General features: G+C 50.8%; 19 protein-coding genes and 1 pseudogene. 12 read left to right on the forward strand and 8 right to left on the reverse strand.

Annotated elements, in window-relative coordinates; all coding sequences use genetic code 11:
* Positions 1–342, forward strand: a pseudogene (locus tag BZG72_RS16370) (hypothetical protein); the annotation flags it as partial.
* A 98-nt stretch (positions 343–440) separates the two neighbouring features.
* The gene (locus BZG72_RS15415) at positions 441–914 is read left to right on the forward strand and encodes a hypothetical protein (RefSeq protein WP_077667227.1); all 474 of its coding nucleotides are present in this window, start codon (positions 441–443) and stop codon (positions 912–914) included.
* A gap of 177 nt (positions 915–1,091) precedes the next feature.
* Here the strand turns inward: BZG72_RS15415 and trhP are convergent, their stop codons facing one another.
* Together trhP and rdgC are read right to left on the reverse strand one after the other, a co-directional pair.
* Positions 1,092–2,438 (reverse strand): prephenate-dependent tRNA uridine(34) hydroxylase TrhP, encoded by a 1,347-nt coding sequence (gene trhP, locus BZG72_RS15420; protein ID WP_077667228.1) that lies wholly within the window; start codon positions 2,436–2,438, stop codon positions 1,092–1,094.
* A 123-nt stretch (positions 2,439–2,561) separates the two neighbouring features.
* Positions 2,562–3,470, reverse strand: coding sequence for a recombination-associated protein RdgC (rdgC, locus tag BZG72_RS15425; RefSeq protein ID WP_198535209.1), 909 nt, complete (start codon positions 3,468–3,470; stop codon positions 2,562–2,564).
* Positions 3,471–3,510: 40 nt separating this feature from the next.
* Between rdgC and BZG72_RS15430 the strand changes: the two genes are divergently transcribed.
* The 5 genes from BZG72_RS15430 (at position 3,511) to BZG72_RS15450 (ending at position 11,736) form a co-directional block, all read left to right on the forward strand.
* Positions 3,511–4,866: an exonuclease SbcCD subunit D C-terminal domain-containing protein gene (locus BZG72_RS15430; RefSeq protein WP_077667229.1), complete on the forward strand. Its 1,356-nt coding sequence runs from the start codon at positions 3,511–3,513 to the stop codon at positions 4,864–4,866.
* A 3-nt stretch (positions 4,867–4,869) separates the two neighbouring features.
* Complete coding sequence (locus tag BZG72_RS15435; protein ID WP_077667230.1) at positions 4,870–8,637, forward strand: AAA family ATPase; 3,768 nt, start codon at positions 4,870–4,872, stop codon at positions 8,635–8,637.
* A 107-nt stretch (positions 8,638–8,744) separates the two neighbouring features.
* Entirely contained in the window at positions 8,745–9,434 is a 690-nt protein-coding gene (phoB, locus tag BZG72_RS15440) for a phosphate regulon transcriptional regulator PhoB (RefSeq protein ID WP_046075035.1), read from the forward strand.
* 38 nt (positions 9,435–9,472) lie between these two features.
* Entirely contained in the window at positions 9,473–10,768 is a 1,296-nt protein-coding gene (phoR, locus tag BZG72_RS15445) for a phosphate regulon sensor histidine kinase PhoR (protein WP_077579567.1), read from the forward strand.
* Positions 10,762–11,736, forward strand: coding sequence for a PstS family phosphate ABC transporter substrate-binding protein (locus BZG72_RS15450; protein WP_077667231.1), 975 nt, complete (start codon positions 10,762–10,764; stop codon positions 11,734–11,736). Before phoR ends, BZG72_RS15450 begins: the two co-directional genes overlap by 7 nt.
* Before the next feature lie 66 nt (positions 11,737–11,802).
* Here the strand turns inward: BZG72_RS15450 and ppx are convergent, their stop codons facing one another.
* Genes ppx through BZG72_RS15465 form a run of 3 tightly spaced genes read right to left on the reverse strand, consistent with a single transcriptional unit; the run spans position 11,803 to position 15,934 of the window.
* The gene (gene ppx, locus BZG72_RS15455; protein WP_046075033.1) at positions 11,803–13,314 is read right to left on the reverse strand and encodes an exopolyphosphatase; all 1,512 of its coding nucleotides are present in this window, start codon (positions 13,312–13,314) and stop codon (positions 11,803–11,805) included.
* Positions 13,289–15,403, reverse strand: a complete 2,115-nt coding sequence (ppk1, locus tag BZG72_RS15460; protein WP_046075032.1) for a polyphosphate kinase 1 — start codon at positions 15,401–15,403, stop codon at positions 13,289–13,291. The genes ppx and ppk1 overlap by 26 nt, the downstream gene beginning before the upstream one ends.
* Positions 15,404–15,424: 21 nt before the next feature.
* Positions 15,425–15,934 (reverse strand): glycine cleavage system protein R, encoded by a 510-nt coding sequence (locus tag BZG72_RS15465; RefSeq protein WP_077579571.1) that lies wholly within the window; start codon positions 15,932–15,934, stop codon positions 15,425–15,427.
* Between the two features lie 301 nt (positions 15,935–16,235).
* Between BZG72_RS15465 and BZG72_RS15470 the strand changes: the two genes are divergently transcribed.
* From BZG72_RS15470 to phoU, 4 genes are read left to right on the forward strand one after another with little or no spacing between them, the layout of a single operon-like run.
* Complete coding sequence (locus BZG72_RS15470) at positions 16,236–18,464, forward strand: ABC transporter permease subunit (RefSeq protein WP_077667232.1); 2,229 nt, start codon at positions 16,236–16,238, stop codon at positions 18,462–18,464.
* A 17-nt stretch (positions 18,465–18,481) separates the two neighbouring features.
* Positions 18,482–20,128, forward strand: a complete 1,647-nt coding sequence (gene pstA / locus BZG72_RS15475) for a phosphate ABC transporter permease PstA (protein WP_077667233.1) — start codon at positions 18,482–18,484, stop codon at positions 20,126–20,128.
* Between the two features lie 18 nt (positions 20,129–20,146).
* Entirely contained in the window at positions 20,147–20,965 is an 819-nt protein-coding gene (pstB, locus tag BZG72_RS15480; RefSeq protein WP_046075028.1) for a phosphate ABC transporter ATP-binding protein PstB, read from the forward strand.
* A gap of 10 nt (positions 20,966–20,975) precedes the next feature.
* Positions 20,976–21,683 (forward strand): phosphate signaling complex protein PhoU, encoded by a 708-nt coding sequence (gene phoU, locus BZG72_RS15485; protein WP_046075027.1) that lies wholly within the window; start codon positions 20,976–20,978, stop codon positions 21,681–21,683.
* A 3-nt stretch (positions 21,684–21,686) separates the two neighbouring features.
* Here the strand turns inward: phoU and ppk2 are convergent, their stop codons facing one another.
* The 3 genes from ppk2 to BZG72_RS15500 all read right to left on the reverse strand — a co-directional run bounded on the left by ppk2 (position 21,687) and on the right by BZG72_RS15500 (position 24,195).
* On the reverse strand, positions 21,687–22,499 hold the full coding sequence (gene ppk2 / locus BZG72_RS15490) for a polyphosphate kinase 2 (protein ID WP_046075026.1): 813 nt from the start codon (positions 22,497–22,499) through the stop codon (positions 21,687–21,689).
* A gap of 150 nt (positions 22,500–22,649) precedes the next feature.
* On the reverse strand, positions 22,650–23,390 hold the full coding sequence (locus BZG72_RS15495) for a copper homeostasis protein CutC (RefSeq protein ID WP_077606512.1): 741 nt from the start codon (positions 23,388–23,390) through the stop codon (positions 22,650–22,652).
* Positions 23,391–23,592: 202 nt separating this feature from the next.
* Positions 23,593–24,195 carry a peroxiredoxin C gene (locus BZG72_RS15500; protein WP_046075024.1) on the reverse strand — a complete coding sequence of 201 codons (603 nt, stop codon included), beginning with the start codon at positions 24,193–24,195 and terminating at the stop codon, positions 23,593–23,595.
* A 143-nt stretch (positions 24,196–24,338) separates the two neighbouring features.
* On the opposite strand from BZG72_RS15500, the gene BZG72_RS15505 reads away from it, so the two are divergent.
* Complete coding sequence (locus BZG72_RS15505) at positions 24,339–25,253, forward strand: hydrogen peroxide-inducible genes activator (protein ID WP_046075023.1); 915 nt, start codon at positions 24,339–24,341, stop codon at positions 25,251–25,253.
* The last annotated feature ends 152 nt before the right edge of the window (positions 25,254–25,405 follow it).

Raw genomic sequence — 25,405 nt, forward strand, 5'->3', positions numbered from 1 at the left:
GCATATTCTAATATAATAATAGAGTCGGCTTATGAAGATGAAAAATTCAAATGCACCGCAAATTTAATTGATAATGTATTCAACAACAAGTCAACAGCAAACAAATCAATCACAGCAACTTCTCTGAGGAAGCTTGTCTTCGATCAATATATAAAGTTACTTGAGTTACTACAGATTTACTATTCTGACACTTCAACTGATCAAGAAAAAGACTTATCAATAGATAGAATTAAGCTACTGCTTAGAGCTGATCGACCGTATAGTGCATTCATTAGTTGGTGTGTGTTAGAAGACGAAAATCTGAGACCTCAATTAGAGGAGTTTATAGGCATAGCAATCTGATTCGGTGTTGCTATGTTAATTATTGATAAAAATGTCATACATAGGAAAGCGAGTCCTGTAACTACAGAAACGATAGGTTACCAAAAGGAGCCAATAACATGTTCCATATTCCCGAAAAATCAATCCGGTATAAGACAGCGTTACGAGACTATGAGAGAACTCTCAGTGTGGCTGATGCTTTTTTGTCGGCGGCAGATACGAAGGCACTGAGCAACCAAGGCATCACAGTGGTAACGCCCTACACAGAGTCCAATCGAGCGATGCAGCTAGAAGCGTTCGGCAAGCGGATCGACATACGTATGTCGTTTGTCTTTTCTGAAGCGCCGGAGTTCCTTGCTGAGGTGAAGGCCGTTTACGTACCAGATGATGAGAGTAAAGAAGAAAAAGTGCTAGAGAAAATATGGATAGATAAGATGGGGGCAAAAGAAACAATCACCTCCCACAGCAAATCTGTCTATGATGAGTTCTATCCGGCGCTAGGGTTTCTCGTGAAAGCGGTAGATACTCTGTTAGATTCTCATGCGTGCGACGCGTCTTTAGACCCAAACAAAGGGGTACAAGTTTTCCTTTAGTAAGGCCGGAAAGCTACTATTTTTTGTGTTACGCGGCGCGCAGAGTTACAAAAAAGTAACAAACCTGAATAACACGCCGAGTAACACAAATTTATAAGTAGCTGTTATATAGCAATAAAAATGACCAATTCACACATATCGCAGTTTATGCATTTATCGGTGATGAGTAGTGCCATATTACTTACCCGATGGGTTACGTGTATCTTGTCCTGATTGCAGGTTACGCATCAGTAGCGCGTACTCTAGATCCATATCTTCTGGCACAGGAATAAATACGAAGTGGCCGCTACCTTTGGCATCAGTGATGGTTTCTGACTTACGGTTTTCCATCGCTTCTAAGGTGAAATGGACATTGCCTCGCGGTGTCATCAGCTCAAGGCTGTCACCGAGCATAAATTTGTTTTTCACTTCCACTTCAGCCAGATCGCCACGGCGCTTGCCAGTGAATTCGCCGACAAATTGCTGCTGTTCAGAAATCGAATAGCCGTAGTCATAGTTTTGGTAGCTATCGTGGGTATGACGACGCAAAAAGCCTTCGGTGTAGCCTCGGTGTGCAAGGTTCTCGAGGGTATTCATCAGGCTCTCATCGAACGGTTTACCGGCCACGGCATCATCAATTGCTTGGCGATACACCTGTGCTGTACGTGCGCAGTAATAGAAAGACTTAGTGCGACCTTCGATTTTTAGCGAGTGCACGCCCATTTGGGTCAAGCGTTCAACGTGCTGAATGGCGCGCAGGTCTTTTGAGTTCATGATGTAGGTGCCGTGCTCATCTTCGTACGCGGCCATCAACTCACCCGGGCGTCCGCCTTCTTCAAGCAACACGACATCATCAACTGGCTCGCCTTTACCCAGGGTTGGGGTCACTTCTTGAACTTGTACGACTTGGCCTGCGTCGTCTTCTTTGCCTTTATGCACTTTGTAGTCCCAACGGCAGGCGTTGGTACAGGTGCCTTGGTTTGGATCACGCTTATTAATATAGCCTGACAACAGACAACGGCCAGAATACGCCATACATAGCGCGCCGTGAACAAACACCTCAAGCTCCATTTCAGGGCAGTGTTGGCGGATGTCTTCGATCTCTTCCAGTGATAGTTCACGCGATAAGATCACACGTTCAATCCCTTGCTGCTGCCAAAACTTGACGGTCGCCCAGTTAATTGCATTAGCTTGCACGGAAAGGTGGATTGCCATATCAGGGAAGTGCTCACGCACCATCATAATCAAGCCAGGATCGGACATGATCAGCGCGTCAGGGCCCATATCGATAATTGGCTTGAGATCGCGAATAAAGGTTTTTAGCTTGGCGTTGTGCGGCTGAATGTTACAGACCACGTAGAACTTCTTACCCTGCGCATGGGCTTCGTCAATGCCTATTTTCAGGTTGTCGTGGTTAAATTCATTGTTGCGCACACGCAGGCTATAGCGTGGCTGGCCGGCATACACGGCGTCGGCCCCATAGGCGAACGCGTAGCGCATATTCTTTAGGCTACCGGCGGGAGAGAGTAATTCTGGCGTAAACATAATTCCAAGCTTGAGTCTGAGTATAAGTCAGGCACCTTCACGTTGAAGGTGAGTGTGGGTGCCATTTTACTGTGACATTACCCACACTACCAGCCGAATTTACCTAATCTTTGTGGGGATTAGTTAGTCGGTTTTTAAACCGCCTAACGCGGTGAATAAGCCATCTAGAAGGGTGTCGAGCTCGCCGCACATCAGCGATAAGTCGGCATCGAGGCGGGCTGCGACATCTTCTCGGTCGATGTCAGCGTTTTGATCGCGAATTTCCTCGGAGAACTTCAGTCGCTTCACGCTTAAATCATCGCCTAATATGAAGTCGACTTGTTCTTGCCAGTCCATGGACAACTTGGTGACTTGCTTGTCTGCCTCCAGGTGCGCCTGAATTTCATCACTGGTGAGATCTTGCTGTTTACATTTGATCACCCCACCTTCTTCCAGCAGTGCTTTGAGTTCTGCTTCATCACCGAGGTGAAAGCCTTGCGGCGCTTGGCCTTGCTTGACCCATTCGGTCATTGCATGCTCTGCCGGGGTCTCGGTTTCAACGGGAACGACGGGTAAGCTGCCGATGGATTTCCGTAGAAGGGCGAGCAACTCTTCGCCTTTTTTGATACTGGCGGCATCAACTAATACCAAACCTTTATCCGCCATAATCAAAGCGCACATCTGACTTTGACGCGTGAAGGCACGCGGTAAGAGCTCCATGACCACATCGTCTTTTAGGCTATCTTTCTCGCGCTTTTTCAGGCGTTGCCCTTGGGCTTGCTCCATGGCGTCAACTTTCTCTTCCAAGGCGTCTTTGATCACCGACGCGGGAAGCAACTTTTCTTCTTTGCGAGCGCGGATCAGGATATTGTTACCGCTGACATGCGTGAGCATATCGCCATGCTTACCCAGTGCATTGTCCCAGCCAAACTTTTGCATGTCCTGGCTGCCACAAGGGGTAAAGTCGAACTCCTTCAGCTGGCTTTCCAATTGTGTTGGATCGAGGGGAATATCACGGGTAAGACGATAGACGAGTAAATTCTTAAACCAAATCATGGCGAGGCTTTATCCATCCTGTTGTGAGAAAGGCAACATGGTATTGCATTCACTCTCGAATGTCGCTGCAATTAGCGTAGAATTTAACCCTGCTCGCGACTTCAGCGAGACAAACTTGCCCAGCTTCCTCAATGAACGGATTACCTCAGTTGTGTTAAAGATCATTCATACCTCCGATTGGCACCTTGGTCATCAGCTACATGGCTATGATCGCCAATATGAACATCAAGCCTTTCTCGATTGGCTTAAGCAATACCTCATTGATGAGCAAGCCGATGCCTTATTGGTGGCGGGAGATGTGTTTGACAGCGCCAACCCACCCGCCAGCGCTTGGCGAATGCTGTATCGTTTTTTGGCTGATGTTGCCAAAGCACTGCCACACTTAAATGTGGTGATCACCGGCGGGAACCATGACTCACCTAGCAAACTCGACGCCCCACACGAGCTACTGAAAGCCTTTGATTTACACTTAATTGGTGCCATTGCCCGTGACAGTGACGGTCACCTAGATACAGAACGTATGCGAGTGCCTATTACCGATAAGTCAGGCGACGTCGCGGCTTGGGTATTGGCGGTGCCTTTTTTGCGAGGTGGTGATTTGCGTATAGAAGGACTCGATGAAAAGGACGATCGGCTTATTGAGGGAGTGCGACGTATTTATCAGCAAACGGAGCAAGCTGGGCGTGAAAACGCGCGCGCTGATCAGGCGTTGATAGCGATGGGCCATGTGTATATGGCCAGTGGTGAGTTGTCAGAAATGTCAGAGCGGCGCATTCTTGGGGGGAATCAGCATGCGCTGCCGGCGGATATTTTCAGTGAGGATATTGCCTATGTCGCGCTTGGACATTTGCATTTAGCTCAGCAAGTGGCAAAGCAAACACGGATTCGTTATTGCGGCTCGCCCATCCCTTTGTCGTTATCCGAACGCCACTATCGGCACCAAGTGTTAGCGGTAACGCTTGAAGACAATCAGCTACAAAGTGTGATCCCACATTATGTGCCGCGTGCCGTTGATTTATGGCGGGTTCCGGAACAGCCCTCACCGTTGGAAACGGTACTCGACGCACTGGCGGGACTCACGCTTGAGCCTTTACCGCTGTCGCAGCAACCTTTGCTTGATGTCCCTGTTTTGTTAGATAAACCCCAGCCGATGCTCAGGGAAAAAATTCTAGCGGCCTTGGATGGTAAACCTGTGCGGCTTGCCAAAATCACACCGCATTATCGCGAGCAACCACAAACAAGTGGCTTTCGACAGCAACGTCTCTCGGAGGTCGAGCCCTATCAGGTGCTTCGCCATGGTTGGCAGCAAAAGTATCAAGGTGAACCTGATACGGCGTTATCAGCAACGTTTTCTCAGTTATTGGAGCAACTGGAACAGGACGAGGATCAATAAACGATGAAAATCCTGGCATTACGTGGCGAGAATTTGGCCAGCATTCAACATCCGTTTGCATTGGACTTTTCACAAGGACCGCTGGGTGACAGTGGCTTGTTTGCGATCACAGGCAAAACGGGCGCGGGAAAGTCGACGCTTTTGGATGCGATTTGCTTGGCGCTTTACGACAAGATCCCGCGCTTTCAGTCCAATAAAAAGCATGATGCGGATATTGGCTTGGGCGACCCGGCCACTCGGGTTAAAGCCAATGATGTGCGCAGTATCTTATCGCGTGGTAAAGGCGAGGGGTACGCGGAAGTGGATTTTGTCGCCTATGATGGCAGCCGTTGGCGTGCGCATTGGTCGGTGCGCCGTGCGCGCGGTAAGGCGGACGGCCGTATACAGGCGAGCGAGCATTGGTTGGAGAACCTCGCCACAGGCCAACGTATCGCCGGTAAAAAACAGGAAGTACTCAGTGAAATAGAGCGCTTAGTGGGACTGAGCTATGAACAGTTCCGCCGTGCGGTGATGTTACCGCAAGGGGATTTTGCCGCTTTCTTAAAAGCGTCTGCAGATGATAGAGCGGCCTTGCTTGAGCGCATGACAGGCACTGAAATATATAGCCGGCTGTCGCAAATGGCGCACGAGCGGGCACGTGATGAAAAGCAAGCACTGGATCAACTGACCCAACAGTTGGGCGATATTCAGTTACTCACGGATGACGAAGAACAGCAATTGCATCAAGAGCAGGCGCAATGCCAGCAGCACATTCACGATTTACACACTCAGCTCCGAAAACTCAATGACTATCGCCAACAACACACGCATTTTGCGCAAGCGCAGCAGGGCGTTGAGGCGGCTCAGCAGGCGCTCGATGAAGCGAGTGAAGCGCGAGAGAGCATTGCCGCCCGGCGTGACGCGTTGGACGAGATAGAGCGTGTCCAAGTGGCTCGGGACGATTGGCAAGCGGTGCAGAGCGCCCAATGGCAACGCCAGGCGCTCACATTCGAACGCCATCAGCTCGCGCGTGAAGAACGTCGTACAGCCCAAGCGTATGAACAAGAGGCTGAACGTTGGCGCGACGCTAATCGGGCAGTGGCGGAGGCCGAGCAAAGCTGGGCGGAGCTTGAGCCTAAAGTACGGCAAGCGCAACAGATAGATACCCAACTGTCTGGCATTGAACGGCAAATGCATGAGCAAAACCTAGCGCTGAATGAGCAACAGCAAAAGTATCGACAAGCCCAACAGTCTTTTGCGCAAGCGCGCGCGCAAGCCGAACAACAGCAACAACGTGAGGTGGCGATAGAAAAAGAAATCGCCCGTTATGGTGACTTTTCTCATGTGGCGGAACACTATCAACCTGTGTTTGATAACCTGCGCCAGTACCTCGATTGCCAAGATACACTCTCGGCTCTGCAAGAAGAGTATCAAGCCCGTTATCATCAGCAGCAACATTGGCAGCCGCAACGTGACAAGTTGGACAAAGACATTGCCCAAGTTGATGACAGCAGTGCGCAGCTGAAAGCCAAGCGACAAGCGTTAGAGCCCGAGGCGCTGCAGGCAAGTCAAGACGCGGATCAGGTGCGGTATAGCAAACTGCACACGCAAAAGCAGCAGCAAGAAGCGGTGCTCAATGAGGGAAAAAACTGGCAGTATTGGCAAGAGCGCTGTCAGCATAACCAAGCGGAGCTGGAAAAACATCAAGCACTGTTTGCAGACAGCCAAACCCAGTTAGCGCATTTGAAAGACACGCTGACCCGTGAGCAGGCTCAGGTCGAAGAAGCACAAAATAGCCTCCAACAGGCGATGGCGGTGGTCGAGCTTGATGATCTTCGCCAAACTTTACACGAGGGGGATCCTTGCCCGCTTTGTGGGGCCACCGAGCACCCCTACCTGCACCATGCCCCCGCGATAGAAGGCATGATCGCGCAGCAGCAGGCGCGTGTAGACGCCTTGCAAGCATCGTATAACCAACATCACGCCGAGTATTATTACTGGCAAAGGCAGCACCAGCAAAGCCAGCACGCGTGTGCCGAGTTAAAAGAGCAGGGAGCGGTTTGGCAGGCTGAGCGACAGCAATGCGAACGAGAGGTGCATGCTGCGATCGCTGAGCTGGATGAAACCATCGACTTATCGCGTCCACTCAGTGACATCCTCGGCGAGATTGACGCACAGGCGCAACCAACCTATGCCGAGTATCAAGCCTGTTATCAAGCGATGACAGAGCGCCAACAACAGCTTGCCCACATTCAGCAAATGGATACGGCCATTGCCGAACTCCAGCATGCACGTGAGCAGCTAGTGGCTCGACGTCATCAACTCGACCAGTCACTGACAGAGTGTGAGACACGGCTCAATGCGATTGATGAGCAATGGCAGCAGCAACAGACGCAAGTGACTCGAGTCAGCCAATCGCTGGATCAGCAATTAGGCGCTGGACAGTGGCTGGCGAGCCTGCAACAGGTTGGCGCCGCGCATTATATCCGCCAGATGGAGCAAAAAATTCAAGCCTATCAGGCACTGCAAGACGAAAAAGCGGCGCTTGCTGAGCACAAGCAACAAAGAGAGACCGACCTCGCCTCGCTTTCGCAGCAGTGCCAGAGCTTGTCAGAAGATATTCAAGCCCGGCAAGCCCAACTGGTGACCCTTGCACAAGAGCATCAACAGCAAAGTGCCACGCGCCAAGCGCTGATCCCACAATCAGATCTGGAGGCGCTAGAGCGAGCCTACAAAGCGGCCATTGAAGAACAAGCCGCACAACGTAACCAAGCCGAGCAAGCCTACACGCAGGCCAGTGAAAAGCGTGCAGGTGTGCAGGCGCGCCAGCAAACGCTTGATACCCAGCAGCGTGAGGCGGATCAGCGCTACCGCGCAAGTGTGAGACGTTGGATCCAATGGCAGCCGGAACTCGGTGTTCATCAGTATGATTTGATTGGCGCGCTGTCGTATAGCGAGGTATGGCGTGCCAATGAGCGACAGGCAATCAGCGATGTTGAGTCGCGTTATCAAGAAGCCAAAACGCGCCTTGATGAGCGTCAGCAACAGCTTGTTCATTGTCAGCAAACCATGGCAGACACCAAAGCTTGGATAGTGGCACAGCAGCTACCTGATGATGATGCGTCTCTCAGCGCACAGCAGTCACAGTGGCAGCACGCGCTCGAGGAGCAGGAGCAGCGCCTCTTTACGCTTCGTCACCAATTGACTGAGTCAGAAAAAGCCAAGCACCAAGCCGGCTCACTGACTGAAAAAATAGAGGCGCAGCGGCATCAAACGGAACAATGGCTAAAATTGGCTGATCTGATTGGCTCCGCGAGCGGGGCGAAGTTCCGAAATCTTGCCCAATCTTTAACCTTGTCTCAGTTAGTGGATATCGCCAATGAGCACTTGGCGTCATTGTCACCACGTTATGCACTGCAAACGGTGCCGGATAGCTTGCTGGCGTTACAGGTGGTCGATCACGATATGGGTGATGAGGTGCGCAGTGTCGAATCACTGTCTGGCGGAGAGAGCTTTTTAGTCTCGCTCTCGCTGGCGCTAGCACTGGCCTCTTTAGCGGCAGATACCCGCCAGCTTGGCTCTCTATTTATTGATGAGGGCTTCGGCACCCTAGACCCTGATAGCTTAGAAATGGCGTTAGCCTGCCTGGATACCCTGCAAGCGGATGGCCGACAAATTGGGGTGATTTCGCATGTGCATACACTGGTTGAGCGGATTGGTGCACAAGTCCGTGTAGATAGCCAAGGTGGCGGCGCAAGCCGTGTATTAGTGACACAGCAAGGTGTAGGCTAGGTCACAGCCTGTCGACACAAGGGGAAAATAGCTCGCGCTGGGTCACAAAAATGTCATAATAAATCCACATAATGGCGCCAGTTCAATGATAACACTAGGTAATTATCATGGTTAGACGGATTCTCGTTGTTGAAGACGAAGCCCCCATTCGCGAGATGCTTTGTTTTGTACTTGAACAAAAAGGTTATCAAACGGTTGAGGCAGAAGACTACGACTCGGCACTGGCGCAAATATGCGAGCCTTACCCAGAAATGATCCTGATGGATTGGATGTTACCTGGCGGATCGGGGCTCAATCTTATTAAGCACTTAAAGCGGGAAGAGTTAACCCGACAAATCCCCGTGGTAATGCTGACCGCAAGGGGCGAAGAAGAAGACAAAGTGCGAGGCTTAGAAGTAGGGGCCGATGACTACATCACCAAACCTTTCTCGCCGAAAGAGCTGGTGGCGCGATTAAAAGCGGTGATGCGCCGCGTGTCGCCGACAACCTTGGATGATGTCATTGAAGTACAAGGGTTGAAGCTTGACCCTGTCTCGCATCGAGTGACCGCCAATGATAATCCGCTAGACATGGGGCCGACCGAGTTTAAGCTGCTGCACTTTTTCATGACCCATCAAGAGCGAGTATATAGCCGCGAGCAGCTACTCAATAACGTGTGGGGCACCAATGTCTATGTTGAAGATAGAACGGTGGATGTGCATATTCGTCGCTTGCGCAAAGTGCTGGAAGCCGGTGGACACGCTAAACTGGTACAAACCGTGCGCGGCGCTGGATATCGTTTCTCAACACGTAGTTAAATCCCGCCTACATCAGGTGTAGGCTGCATGGAGACGCAATGGTCGAACGACTGTCTTGGAAGAAGCTAGCCTGGGAGCTGGCTTTTTTTTATTTACCTTGGTTTATCATAGGTTGGCTGTTTGGTGGCCTACCTTGGCTATTGCTTGGCGCTACCGTTGCCATGCTGCTTTGGCACCTGCATCAGCAGGTCAAGCTGTCGGATTGGCTTTGGAAAGACAAAAGCCTGATGCCACCCTCAGGCACCGGCTCCTGGGAGCCTTTGTTTAATGGGATTTATCGCTTACAAAAGCGTAATCGTCGTCGCCGTAAGGAGCTGGCGAATCTGATTCGTCGCTTTCGCAACGGGGCAGAGTCTTTACCGGATGCGGTGGTGGTTTTTGAGCGTGACGGTGCCATTGTTTGGTGTAACAAATTAGCTCAAGAACTGCTCGGCTTGCGTATGCCTGATGATAATGGCCAGCATATCAGTAATCTTATCCGCGCCCCTGAATTCGTCAGTTATATTGCTGATGCCAATTACGATGTGCCGCTCGAGATGCGCTCTCACCTCAATAGCGCGCGCACACTTGAGTTCCGGACCATGCCCTATGCGGAAGGCGAATATTTGATGGTGGTGCGTGATATCACTCAGTTAAAGCAACTGGAAGGGATGCGCCGCAACTTTTTCGCCAATGTTTCACACGAGCTACGCACGCCGATGACGGTTTTGCGTGGCTACTTAGAAATGACTGAAGATCCGGAGATGGTTGTTGGTCCCATGTGGCCGAAAGCACATGGGGTGATGACCGAGCAATTGTCTCGGATGGAGTCACTGGTAGAACAGCTTTTGACCCTGTCTAAAATTGAAGCAGCGGCCAAGCCTGAGCTGGATCATCATGTGGATGTGCCAGCCATGCTTGATGTGCTACAAAAAGAAGCCCAAGCCTTAAGTGGTGATAGTGAGCATGTACTTACGTTTGAAGTTGATACCAGCCTTAAAGTGAAAGGCAATGACGATCAATTACGCAGTGCGATTTCCAACCTAGTTTATAACGCAGTAAAGCACACCCCGCCCAAAGCTGGGATCACTGTGCGTTGGTATCGCGCAAGCAAAGGCCCACGCTTGGAAGTACAGGACAGTGGTGAGGGGATCGCGCCGCAACATCTGGATCGGTTAACTGAGCGTTTTTATCGGGTGGATAAAGCCCGCTCCCGTGAAACGGGTGGCAGTGGCTTAGGGTTGGCGATCGTAAAACATGCGTTAAGTCATCACGATGCGGAATTAGATATTCAAAGTGAACTTGGGGTGGGGAGCACGTTCTCCTTTACCTTACCGGAGCGGTTAGCATGTTAAAGCGGTTTATTGCCACAGCCAGCCTGCTAGTGAGCATGGCGGGCTTTAGCCATGCCGACACGCTGCCTGATTATCAACGTAGCAGCGGTATATCCGGTAACTTGAGCTCTGTCGGCTCAGACACCCTAGCCAATATGATGGCCGCTTGGACTGACGGGTTCAAACGGCTACATCCAGGGGTGAATATACAGCTACAAACGCCAGGCTCTGCCTCCGCCGCCCCCGCGCTGGTGGAAGGGACCGCACAACTTGGCCCCATGAGTCGTCCGATGCGGGTCAGTGAAGAAAATGCGTTTCAAGCACGTTTTGGCTATCCCCCTACCGCGGTACCTGTTGCGGTGGATGCGATGGCCGTCTATGTTCACCAAGACAACCCTTTACGCACCATCAGCTTTCAACAGCTGGATGCGGTATTTTCTCGCACACTCTGGTGTGGGGCGAGTAAACCGGTGGCAACCTGGGGGCAATTGGGCTTATCAGGCCGTTGGGCCAACCGAGATTTACAATTATTCGGCCGTAACTCGGTATCCGGTACCTATGGATATTTTAAGCAAGCTGCGTTGTGTCGTGGGGATTTTCGAGCCGATGTGAATGAGCAGCCCGGCTCGGCGTCTGTTGTGCAGTCGGTGGCCTCTTCGCTGAATGCGATCGGGTATGCAGGGATCGGCCATCAAGCGTCAGGGGCGCGCATGCTGGCGATTTCACATCAAGGCAAAAAGGCGATAAAGCCCACCCCTTCAGCGATTCGAACGGGTGAGTACCCCCTTACCCGTTATTTATATTTGTATATCAATAAAACGCCCAATCAGCCGCTGGCGCCACTTGAATCGGCATTTATGCGTTATATTTTGTCGGCGCAAGGGCAGAAGGCGGTGAGTCAGCAAGGCTATATTCCCTTGCCGGCTCGAGCGGTGCGCGCGCAAAGACAGGCATTAGGGCTGGATGCGTCGCTAAAAGACTCGCGTTAAGGGTTTAGACGTTTAGGGACTCAGCGTTGCGGAAGCGACGGCCTCCACTGGACGCTTGTCGTGCTCTCAGTCGCTAAAGGTCAGCCCCCAGTTTACTGACTGCCAGTATGCCTGCTCTGCTTCCAAGTCCGCCGCGAGCAAACGGTTCTCTTGCAGCCACCCGGTAGGGAAGGTGAGTTGCCATGCCCCTTTTTTGTCGACACTGAGAGCAATCTCTGGCAAGGCCTCGTCGTTACGTTGTGAGTGCAACACACAGGCTAACCGTAGTGCGCAAATCAGCGTCTCGATGAGCTTAGGTTTAAACAAGGTAAACTTAGGCATTTCATTGAGTTTTAGCGCCTTACGATGGAAGCGCGCGAGGGTGGCTAGCACGGTTTGCTGCTCTTGGTTAAACCCAGGCAAATTGGTGTTGCGCAGAATATACGCAGAATGCTTGTGGTAGCCAGGATAACCAATGCTTAACCCCACTTCGTGCAGCAGCGCAGCCCAATTCAAAAGCCCGGCGAGCTCTGCTTTCTTACTACCCTTATCCGGCTCGGCTTGCGCATAAAAATACGCGGCTGTGTGTTGCACGCGACGGGCGTGACTCAGGTCGATGTTGTAGCGTGCTGCCATATCATCCGTCGTACGACCACGGATATCGGTACGTTGAAAGCGGTCTTCCATTTCATAGAGCAACCCTTCACGTAACGCACCATCAGAGAAGCGCATCGATTCGATGGCAAGCGCATCAAAGATCCCAGAAAGAATTGCCACGCCTGCGACGAAAACCGGTTGGCGGTCGACCGACAAGCCCGGTAAATCGATACTGTCACTGGTTTTAAACTTCAGCAACTTTTCGATCAGGTTATCTAACCGCTTACGGGTGATAATGCCGTCTTCATCACCCAGGCCGATAATCACTTCACGAATCGCTTTGATGGTGCCTGACGCGCCGAGCGCCACTTGCCAGCCAGCCTGACGGTATTGAGAAGCCAAGCTTTCTAGCTTTTGTTGGGTAGCCAGCTGTGCGGCGGCAAATTGCTTAGGCGTAATGTTGCCTTTGGGGAAAAAACGCTCGTTATAACTGACGCAGCCAACCCGTTTACTGTTAACCAGTGCGGGCTCAAAGTTATCCCCGATCACTAATTCTGTACTGCCGCCCCCAATATCAATCACTAACTTCCGGCCAACGTTTTGCTGCGTGTGGGAGACGCCCATATAAATAAGACGCGCCTCTTCCTCCCCGGAAATAATTTCAATCGGGTAGGGCAAAACCTGTCTTGCCCGCTTGATGAAGGTGTCGACATTGCGGGCCTGGCGTAAGGTGTGGGTGGCGGCGATACGGACATTCTCCATGTCTAAGCCGTTCAGCCGCTCAGCGAACATGGCTAAGCACTCGACACCACGGCTGATCGCCTCATCACTGAGGCGATGTTGATCATCCAACCCTGCAGCCAGTCGCACACGTTGTTTATGGCGACTCACTATCTGTAACCCTTCGCCAACGACGCGCGCGACGACCATATGAAAACTGTTAGAGCCGAGATCAACCGCTGCGATTTCGCGCGGCTTATCCTTTGACTGGGGGTGTGTCATGTTGCAACTTTTCCGCGTTTTTGAGTTCTTGGCGCTCTGCGTGCTTAAGGTAATCATAGATCTCGGTCTGAGAACGGATCTTTTTCTTGTTACCCCGTTTGACGTAGGCGTTGGACATGGCTTTATCGATAACGCGGGCTTTCGCGCGATCGGAAAATTGAATCTCCAAGATGGCCATGATGCGATCTTTCAGTCTGGGATCGCGAATGGGAGCCCCAACTTCAATCCGGTTATCGATGTTGCGAGTCATCCAATCGGCAGACGAAATATACATATCACGTTCACCGCCGTTTTCAAAGGCAAACACGCGGGGGTGCTCTAAGAAGCGATCAACAATGCTGATTGCTTTGATATTCTGACTGACCCCTTTAACCCCAGGCACCAGCGAGCACATGCCGCGTACGATGATGCGAATTTTCACCCCTTCATTGCTGGCTTTGTACAGCAGGTTCACTAGGCCTTTGTCGACCAGGTTGTTGACCTTGAGCGTAATACCTGCCTTACGTTTGGCCTGCGCATGCTCAATTTCACGCTCAATCAGTTTATACATACGACGCCGCGAGTTACGTGGCGAGACAATTAAGTGGTTGAACTTTACAGGACGATACGGGTTTTCAATAAACTCAAATACTTTGCGGATTTCTGACGTCAATGGCTGATCCGCTGTAAACAGCGCGAAGTCGGTATAAATTCGCGCCGTTTTTTCATGAAAGTTACCTGTGCCGATATGGCCATAATCGCGTAGCACGCCGTCTTCACGACGAGAAATTAAACACAGTTTCGAGTGAATTTTGAGCCCTGGCGTGCCAAACACGACTTTTACGCCAGCATCCGTGAGCACCCGTGACCATTCGATGTTGGCTTCTTCATCAAAACGTGCTTGCAGCTCGACCACGACGGTCACGCGTTTTCCGTTGTTGGCAGCATCAATCATCGAGTTGATAATGCGAGAGTTTTTCGCCACACGATAGACGTTAATCCGAATACTACGCACTTTAGGATCAAACGACGCCTGACGCACCAGTTCAGTCATATGGCGGAACGTATGATAGGGATAATAAAGTAGAATATCGCGTTCGCGAATAGCATCGAAGGCATTGTTTTGTAGTTGAAAATCAGCCGATTCGAACGGTGGCAAAGGCGGGTTTTCCAGGTATTTACGTCCAACGTTCGGAAAGCCGATAAAATCACGAAAGTTGTGATAGCGAGCACCCGGTAAGACACTGTCGTAGTCGGAGATTTTTAATACCTGAATCAATTTGCTCACCATTTCCGGTGGCATATCGCGTTGATAAACAAACCGAACCGGTAGGGCGGTTAAACGCTGATCCAAGCTCTCTGACATGTTTTCAAGCAGGCTGTGCTCCACTTCATTGGTCAGATCGTATTCCGCATCGCGGGTCATTTTCATCGCGTACGCTTCGACAGTATCGTAGTCGAAAAAACCACTAAAAATTTGGTCTAAACACAAACGGATAATGTTATCGAGTAAAATGATGGTTTTTCGCTGCCGTTTTCCTTTTGGCTCAGGGACTTTAACAAAGCGTTCTAATTCATCAGTTGGGATCTCTATCAGCGCATACTTGGGCTCTTCCCCTTCTTTTTTCAGCTGTACGGCGAGGTAAGAGTAGGCATCTTTCAAAAAGCTTAAAACATCGACGTCCTTGTTAAGCATAATTGGCGTGATGTAAGGCAAAATATTGCTTCTAAAATAACGTTTTAGCCACTGCGCTTGATGGTCAGAGAGTTGACGTTCGTTAACTAAAAAAATATGGCGGCGTGCCATTTCGAGCAAGATATCGTTGTAAAGATGATCAAAATCTTGATTCAGTTTGACGACTTTCGCTTGAATCTTGCTCAATAGCTCTTTGGCATGACTTTCCACTCCGCGTTCTTCATCGATAATGATGCGCCGTTTCACGTCGGCAAACCGTACTTGATAAAACTCGTCAAGGTTGGATGAAAAAATGCCTAAAAACCGAACTCGCTCAATAATAGGCACACTCTTGTCCGCGGCCTCTTGCAGGACACGTTCATTAAAAGAAAGCCAGCTAAGTTCTTTGTCGACATGATAAGAGTCTAAAGTCATAACGCGTAAGAAAATCCTGTTCTACTGAATAAAATTGCTGTCAAAATCGACAATCAAGTCGTCTGACAGCGTTTCAAGGGCTTCATGCAATACGTTAATGTCCGCTGCCGGCGGAACCGTTAAATAAAAATCTGCGGTGAAAATTTGCCCGCCCGTATTGGCGGCGCTTTGTGTTTGCGTGTTGAGTTTGTTGATGGTGACGCCATGAGCGGCGAGCAGCTGGCTGAGCGCTTGCACAATGCCGCGCCTGTCGTTGCCTGTTACCGACAACGTATGGGTAATCGGAGACGGTGAGGCGGGCGTCGCATCGGTGATGAGCAACTGTAAACCATCGAGCGCGCGTAACGCATGGACCAGCGCATCAGCGTACGTGTCTGACACTGAAATGTGAATGATGCCGGCAAACTGCCCTGCTAGCTGACTGAGTCGGCTGGCTTGCCAGCTGCCGTGATGATTGAAAACCGTGTGTGATATTTGATCAACGAGGCCAGCGCGATCTGGGCCCACTAATGTGATAACAAAGTGCTTCATGCGTGATCCTTACGGCGATTCTTTAGACAATTATTGAGGCCAGTCAAGGTGTTGTCTATGCTGCTGGAGGCTAAACTCACGAAAGTGTGCCCAATATCAACTTGAGCAAGCCTAAAGCCCGTTTGTTGCATATTTATTGCGTGGCGATAGCGTGACTAGGCGTTGATGACCACTCACGATACACTGGACGACAGTGATGCGATGCCGTGTTTGTGAAAGGCGGCGTCGTGCGTCTCGCTGTCACAAAATTGTCATTGTAATGACATACAATACAGGGCTTGCTTAATAAAAAGAGGCACGAATGACCCACTCTTCACCATCATTAACGGACACCAGACCGGCGCGGCGTTTTAAAGATAAACTGACTCGCCAAACGGTACGTCTTGGTGGCGTGATGGTATTAGTGACCCTGCTGCTTCTTTTCTTCTACTTACTCACGGTGGTGGTACCGCTTTTTCACCAAGCGAGTGTGAGCTTGAGTGAGCGCTTTACCTTAGCCACTCCCGGCGTGCCTCAATACATTGGTGCCGATACACGCAATCAACTGGTATATGGCTTGGATGATCGAGGTGTGTTAACGGTTGCCAAACGCCCGCACCGGTCTGAGACTCCCACAGCCAGCGCCGTGCTCCGCGCGCAAACGGTATTACAGCAGCCGCTATCCAGCATGGATAAGCCTGCGATAAGCCGCGTCGAAGCATCTACGCCATTTTTGGCGGTGGAAAAGACGCCTGGGCGCGTAGCTGCTTGGCAATTACGCTTTCGTACACAATACCAAGCTGACGCCTCAGTGGTCCCTCAATTGTCCACTATGCCGGCCTTTGGTCGTGAGTTGATCGTGGACGCGAGCGCGCAGCCGCTTAACCAGCTGACTGTTGCGGTGCCGGATAGTTTACACGGTCAAACCATCCCGCCCGTGCTGGCTGCTGTCACTCAGGATAACCATTTGGTGGTTTTTCGTGGTACGCAGAAAAGCATGGTGCCTCTTTCGCAAACCGTTGACCATATCGCGTTATCAGGAGACGGGCAGCGCTTGTTTGTGCATCAACAAAATCGTTTAGCGATTTGGCGCGTAAACGGGAACGATTTAGCGTTGCGCGAAACGGTTAATCTCGACAATGTGGTCGCCAGCCCAGTCACGAAAATGTCGATGCTAGCCGGGGGACGCTCTTTGCTCCTTCAGCACCAAGATGGCACCGTCACACAATGGTTCGATGTGGTGAAAAATGGTGAGCCATCGTTAACTGAAGTGCGCGCGTTTTCACCGGGGGAGGGCGTGGCACGTCTCGCACCTGAGCGTCACCGTAAAAGCCTGGCGACGGTAGATGAAACGGGACGACTTAGCCTAGTGCATGCCACCAGTGAGAAACAGCGCCATTTCGATGCTCAGTTTACCGCGCTGCCCGACGCTTTGGCGTTTACGCCTCGTGCAAATGGGCTGATTGCTGTGGTCGACAATCAATGGCAATGGTTGACCGTCGACAATCCTCACCCAGAGGTGAGTATTCACTCACTATGGCAGAAAGTGTGGTATGAAGGGTACTCGTCTCCGCAGTATGTGTGGCAGTCGACCTCTGCGGATGACAGCTTTGAAGCCAAGCTCAGTGTGGTGCCCGTGATTTTTGGTACCTTAAAGGTCGCTTTGGTTTCTTTAATTTTTGCGGTGCCGATGGCGATTGGCGCAGCCATATACACTGCTTATTTTATGTCATCCGGGCTCCGGCGTTGGGTGAAGCCGACGGTGGAAACGATTGAAGCGTTGCCCACCGTCATTATCGGCTTTTTGGCCGGTTTGTGGCTGGCACCCTGGGTTGAGTCGCACATTGCTAGCGTCTTTTTGTTGCTCCTGCTCATCCCTATTATTTTACTTGGGCTAAGCGGCGTGTGGCGCATGATCCCTAGGTATGTGCGACGCCGCTTACCTGATAACGCGCAGATAGTGGTCATTATTCCGGCGTTATTGATGGTGGGCGTAGTAGCCGCTTACCTTGGACCATGGGTAGAGCAGGTCTGGTTAGGGGGCGATGCGCGCCAGTTTGTGACGCATGAACTGGGTATCGGCTATGATCAGCGCAATGCGCTGGTGGTGGGTATCGCCATGGGATTTGCGGTAGTCCCAACCATTTTCTCTATTGCCGAAGATGCGATTTTTTCTGTGCCCCCTCACCTTAAAAACGGCGCCTTGGCCTTAGGGGCGACACACTGGCAAACCTTGATTCGGGTGGTGTTGCTTACCGCAAGCCCTGGTATTTTTTCTGCCGTAATGATGGGCCTTGGGCGCGCGGTCGGTGAAACAATGATCGTACTGATGGCAACCGGTAACACGCCTATCATGGATTGGAATTTGCTCGAAGGGCTACGTACCTTATCGGCCAATATTGCGGTGGAAATGCCGGAGTCTGAAGTCGGTAGTTCCCATTATCGAGTGCTGTTTTTAACCGCTTTTATTCTTTTTGTCTTCACGTTTGTCTTTAACACATTGGCAGAGCTGATCCGTCAGCGTTTGCGTGACAAATACAGCAACCTTTAACCGAGATGAGAATGCGCATGCGTCCATGGATAAAATCTGGCACTCCTTGGGTTTGGATGACGGCCGGAATGGTCAGCGTCAGTCTGATTGCGATTCTTGGGGTGCTGTTATTGCTCGGCTATCGAGGCTTAGGCTATTTCTGGCCGATACCGGTCACCAGCTTTGAAGTGAAGAGTGAGCAGGGAGTAGAAACCGTGGTCGGGCAAATATATCGAACCGATCAGGTTGATGCGACGCAGCTCAAAGATGCTGGTGTTGTATTGCCAGCCTATCGCCAGCCCAGCTACCAACGTTTGGTGGTAAAAACCGGTAACCGTGAGCAAGAAGGGATCGATTTTCGTCAATTGCTGGCGTTTCAGATAAAAAGTCAGCACACACCCGTTGAAATGGCGATGATCGAGCGAAATGAAAATGGCATGTTCTACGGCAAGCCTCAAGCATACGTCGACGCCGGCGGCCACCAACATGCATTAGTGCTGTCTGAACTTTATCAACGCCTGGAAGATTTAGCGGCGCGTCGAGAGGTGATCAATGACATCGAGCAAGTACACCTAGCGAGCGTTAACTATCAGCTGGAGCAGCTGCGGCTGGAGGAAAAGTCCCTCTCATTAGATAGCCAGCTAAACACGGCAGAAAAAAAACGAATTGATAAGCGTCGTTCACAGCTGCTATCGCAATACCAGCAGTTAGAGAAAAAGCTCAAACAGCTGCGAGAAAAACAACAAACGGGTGCGCTTGTTGTTGAAGATAGCCACGGTGACGCCGTGGCGTTGCCTCTGCAAAATGTGATTAATGTTTGGTATCCCAACGCCATGAGTGCCGTTGATAAGCTTAAATTTTGGGGCTACCAGGTTGCGACCTTTTTATCCGAATCTCCACGAGACAGTAATGCGGCGGGGGGCGTTTTTCCGGCGATTTTTGGCACCGTTTTCTTGGTGCTATTGATGTCAGTGATTGTCACCCCGTTAGGGGTGCTCGCCGCGGTATATCTTCACGAATACGCGCCGAAAACGGCATTCACGCGTATTATTCGCATTGCCGTGGTTAACCTCGCCGGGGTACCGTCAATTGTGTACGGTGTGTTCGGGTTGGGCTTTTTTGTCTATTTTATCGGTGGCACCATTGACGATGTATTTTATCAAGCGGCGCAGCCGGCACCGGTTTTTGGGACACCAGGTATTCTCTGGTCGGCGTTAACCTTGGCGATCCTCACCTTACCTGTGGTGATTGTGTCTACAGAAGAGGGGTTGGCTCGGATCCCCACCAGTGTTCGCCATGGTGCGTTTGCCCTTGGGGCGACACAATCAGAAATGCTCTGGCGGGTGGTCCTGCCGATGGCAAGTCCTGCGATGATGACCGGGTTGATTTTAGCGGTTGCGCGCGCAGCCGGAGAAGTGGCGCCCTTAATGTTGGTGGGAGTGGTTAAGGTCGCCCCCTCTTTGCCAGTGGATGGTAACTTCCCGTTTTTGCACTTAGAGCGGAAGTTCATGCATCTGGGCTACCATATTTATGATGTCGGCTTTCAAAGCGCGCACATCGAAACGGCGCGTCCTTTGGTATACGCCACGTCGTTTTTGCTTGTGTCTGTGATCGTGGCGCTCAATTTGTCCGCGATTGGTATTCGTCATTACTTGCGTGAAAAGTATCGCGCATTGGAATTATAACGATAAGGATCCCGCTCGATGTTTTCGATAACGCCACCCATAGGTGTCACGCCTAGCTTAGACTTGGGGAATTTGCCTGACGAGCAAACCGCGTTAGCTATTCGGGATCTCAACCTTTACTACGGGTCGACCCAAGCGCTGTTTGATATCAGTATGCGTATTCCCAAAGGGAAGGTCACTGCGTTTATCGGACCGTCTGGGTGTGGTAAATCGACATTGCTACGTTGTATTAATCGGATGAATGACTTGGTGGATGGTTGCCGTGTTCGAGGCGGGATCACCCTACACGGGCAAAATATCTATCACCGCGACGTGGATGTACCAGCATTACGCCGTCAAGTGGGGATGGTGTTTCAGCGTCCTAACCCTTTCCCCAAATCTGTCTATGAAAATGTGATCTTTGGACTGCGTTTACAAGGGATCAATGATCCTAGAACACTCGATGATGCCGTCGAGCGTTCATTGCGTGGCGCGGCATTATGGGATGAGGTGAAAGATCGCCTTAATGACAATGCGTTTGGGTTGTCCAGTGGGCAACAGCAACGGCTGGTGATCGCGCGGGCGATCGCGATTGAACCTGAAGTGTTGCTGCTTGATGAGCCATCGTCAGCGTTGGATCCCATCTCAACCTTGACCATTGAAGAACTGATTAATGATTTAAAGAATCAATACACAGTGGTAATTGTCACCCATAATATGCAGCAAGCGGCGCGGGTCTCGGATCAAACGGCGTTTATTAATATGGGACGTTTGGTGGAATACGCGGATACCGATACCTTGTTTACCACCCCACAAAACAAACAAACCGAAGACTACATCACCGGGCGCTACGGATAAGGAGCAGGCCTTGGATAACCACAATATTAGCCGTCATATTTCTGGTCAGTTTAACGCAGAGCTTGAAGCCATTCGCACCCACGTGCTGGCAATGGGCGGCTTGGTTGAGCGTCAGCTAACCGATGCGCTGCGCGCCATGCACAATCAAGATGTGGAGCTTGCGCGCCATGTTATTCGTGAAGATCACAAAGTGAATGGCATGGAAGTGGCGATTGATGAGGCATGTACACGCATCATTGCTAAACGTCAGCCCACCGCGAGCGATCTGCGACTGGTGATGGCTATCATTAAGACCATCACTGATCTTGAGCGCATTGGTGATGTTGCTGACAGTATCGCTAAAATGGCTCTCGACAACTCGAGCTATTCTCAGCAGCCGTTTTTGGTATCACTCGAAGCGTTAGGTCAGCGCGCCGCTAAAATGCTGCACGATGTGTTAGACGCCTTTGCGCGCATGGATATTGATGCGGCAATGAAAGTCTATCGTAAAGATGACTCGTTGGACCGTGAATACGAGGGGATTTTGCGACAGCTGATGACCTACATGATGGAAGATCCACGCTCGATTCCCAATGTGCTGAAAGTGATGTGGTCGGCCCGAGCCATTGAGCGAGTGGGCGATCGCTGTCAGAACATTTGTGAATACATCATCTATTTTGTCAAAGGCAAAGACGTTCGCCACATTCAAAAAGAGGAGCTGGAAAAGCTCCTCAAATAATCGCTACTCGTCGTCTATCCAGTCACTGACGGCGTCTGGGACAAAGCTCTGGTCATGCAAAGGCATACGCACGTAACCTTCCTTATTGATTTCTGGGAGGGTGACTGCGGGGTAGTCAATTTCTTGGTAAGGGATTTGTGAGAGTAAGTGAGCGATGCAATTGAGCCGAGCGTGCTTTTTGTTATCGGCTTCCACCACCCACCAAGGGCTTTCTTTGGTGTCGGTGTAGGCAAACATGCGGTCTTTGGCTTCACTGTATTGCACCCAACGACTACGAGACTCGAGATCCATGGGGCTGAATTTCCAACGCTTTATTGGGGTGTTAATCCGCTCCGCGAAGCGCTTTTCTTGCTCCTCGTCCGATACCGAGAACCAGTATTTAATTAAGATGATCCCAGAACGGATCAACATTCGCTCAAGCTCGGGGCACGTACGAAGGAACTCTTCATATTCTTCATCGCTGCAAAAGCCCATGACTCGCTCGACGCCGGCGCGGTTATACCAACTACGGTCGAACAAGACAATTTCACCACCGGCGGGTAGGTGCTCAATGTAACGCTGAAAATACCACTGTGTGCGTTCACGCTCTGTGGGCTTATCTAGCGCGACGACTCGACAAACACGCGGATTGAGCTTTTCGGTGATCCGTTTAATCACGCCGCCTTTACCGGCGGCATCGCGCCCTTCAAAAATGACCACCACTTTCAACTGCTCTTGCTTGACCCATTCTTGAAGTTTGACCAACTCAGTCTGTAATTCGGTTAGCTTTTTCTCGTAGTGTTTTTTGCTGATCTTGTGTGCTTTTTTATCCGACAAGGCCGCTCTCCTTTTACCACAGCGATGGGATCACGGTAGAAAACTCACTTTTCGGATGCAATGGATTCAAGTAGCGAAAGCGTATATCACCTCAAAAGACTAGAGTGGGTCACATTGCCATGTTGTCTGATCACGGCATTACACCGAGGTTTAAAACGATTGAGCAATGGCTTTGACGAGACGAACACGTTCCGGATCGGTGATCGGATAACAGCCATCGTCCCCATCGCCCATCGATGCGTAGGCGTTTGATTGCATGTCGCTTACTTGCTCGGTGCGTGCCGACAAGTGGATTTCACGTGCGCCGGTGGTCGTTAAAATCGCTTGTGCATTGTCGGGGGTCACGCCTGCGCCTGGCATGATGGCCAATGAGGTATGGCGTGTGGCGTCCACCCATTGTTTGAGTGCCTCTTTTCCCTGCCAAGCATTCGTCGCTTGCCCGGAGGTGAGAATGCGTTCAATCGTCGGGCGGGCAAGGATTGCTTCGAGCGCCGCGTGAGGGTCTTGGCAGTGATCAAATGCGCGATGGAAAGTCACTCCCATTCCCTTTGCTTGGGCAAGCATGGCATCAATAGCCGGCAAGTCGAGTTGACCACTTGGCGTGAGTGCGCCGATCACCACGCCTGCACACCCAGCTTGGCGGGCGTTGGCGATATCTTGCAGCATCACTTCAATCTCTTCACTGGCATAGACGAAGTCGCCTTCTCGCGGTCGGATAATCGCATAAATAGGGATCCGCGCTTTCTGAGCGGCTTGTTGCATGTAGCCATCACTTGGGGTTAAACCACCGAGGCGCAGTGCGCTGCACAGTTCCACTCGATCCGCACCAGCGTGCTCAGCAAGCGATAATGAACGAATACTATCAATACAAACTTCAACTAAGACAGACATATCACCCCTTTGACGAAACGAACCGTGTCAAGATAGTCCACGCTATTGTGACAGGGTGAGAGGTAATTACCTAGTGTTAGATTGGAAATGGCTTGATGAGAGAAGAGCCTTGAGTAAGGCGAGGTGGGATAGATAAAAAAGGGCCCGGTTTGCCGGGCCTCATTATTGTCTCACATTGTCCAGTGCAGGGCACTTGACCTTATTACAGGTCGTCAGTGTGCTCAGACAGGTATGCAGCTACACCTTCAGGTGACTCAGCCATACCCGCTTTACCTTCTTCCCACTGTGCAGGGCAAACTTCACCGTTTTTCTGGTGGAAGTTCAGTGCGTCAACCATGCGTAGCATTTCGTCGATGTTACGGCCTAGTGGTAGGTCGTTGACAACTTGGTGACGAACCACACCTTCCTCGTCGATAAGGAAAGAACCACGGAACGCAACGCCAGCTTCTGGGTGCTCAACGTCGTATGCTTTACAGATTTCGTGCTTAACGTCAGCAACCAGTGGATACTTCACTGCGCCGATGCCGCCGTCTTCGACAGCCGTTTTACGCCACGCGTTGTGTGAGAACTGAGAGTCGATAGACACACCGATAACCTCAACGCCTTTAGCTTGGAAGTCGCTCAGGCGCTTATCGAATGCGATCAGCTCTGATGGGCACACGAAAGTGAAGTCGAGTGGGTAGAAAAAGACAACCGCTTTTTTGCCTTTGGTGAACTCTTTCAGGTTGAAGTTATCAACGATTTCGCCATTACCTAGTACGGCAGCGGCAGTAAAATCTGGTGCTTGACGACCTACGAGTACCATATCTCAGCTCCTAGTTTAAATGTTTGCCTGATAATCAGGTTCCTATATAAGCGAGACAAACTATAGCTAACTTGTTAGATTGAAAAAAGTGGAATTAATAGATTGTAATAATCGAAAAATACGATTGTTTAAAATATGACTGTATGAACAAATATCCGTCTTTAAAGCAGCTACACTATCTGGTTACCCTCTCCGAAACGCGGCATTTTGGCGAAGCGGCGAAATTGTGTTTTGTGAGCCAGTCGACCTTGAGCGCTGGGATCCAAAACCTCGAGGATCTGATTGGTGCTCAGCTCATTGAGCGTGACAATAAAACCTTGGTACTCACTGGAATGGGCGAAGAGGTGGTGCGCCGTAGCCGAGAAATCCTAGCGCGCAGTCAGGATTTGATGGAGCTAACGCAAGTTAAATCAGATCCTATGCACGGCAAAGTACGGCTGGGCTGCATCCCTACCATCGCGCCATTCTTATTATGTGATGTGGTGCAGCAAGTCAACCGACATTACCCCAACTTAGATTTGTTGTTGCGTGAGGACACCACGGCGAACTTACTCACCGCGCTCAAACACGGCGAAATGGATATCCTTATCCTCGCGCTGCCAATGGACATTGGCACCATGACCCGTCGCGTGGTGGGGCGTGATCCGTTTAAAATGGTGATGAGCCAAAAGCAAGCTGCGCAGCTTGAGTTACCCATCGATTATGACGCGCTGCCCGATGAATCTGTTTTCTTGCTTGAGCGAGAACACTGCCTCACTGACCATGCGGTTTCTGCCTGTCAGATGACGGCCTCACAGAAGATTAACCCATTTATGGCAACCAGCTTACACACCTTGGTGCAAATGGTCGCAAACGGCAATGGTGTGACCTTTATACCGCAAATGGCGATTGATCATGGCTTAATTGATAACCTCGACGTGCATTTAGAAACGCCGCCGGGAGAAGCGGCCTACCGTGATATAGGAGTGGTCTGGCGACCCTCTTCGAGTCGGATTAATACGTTTAACCAGCTTGCTGATCTGGTCGCAGGACTACTTTCCCCAACAGCTAGGGAGTAAAAAGCCTAAAATAAGTGATTTACACTGATATTTTTGCCTTTTTGCAGCATTATTGTCTGTTTAAGAGCGTTGAAAATGACACCGAAGCCGTTGGATTATTATCACGAAAAAAGCAGCACCCCAGGGTGCTGCTTTTTGTTTTTATATATAAG

Source organism: Salinivibrio sp. PR6 (assembly GCF_001995955.1).
In the GTDB taxonomy this organism is placed as follows: domain Bacteria; phylum Pseudomonadota; class Gammaproteobacteria; order Enterobacterales; family Vibrionaceae; genus Salinivibrio; species Salinivibrio siamensis.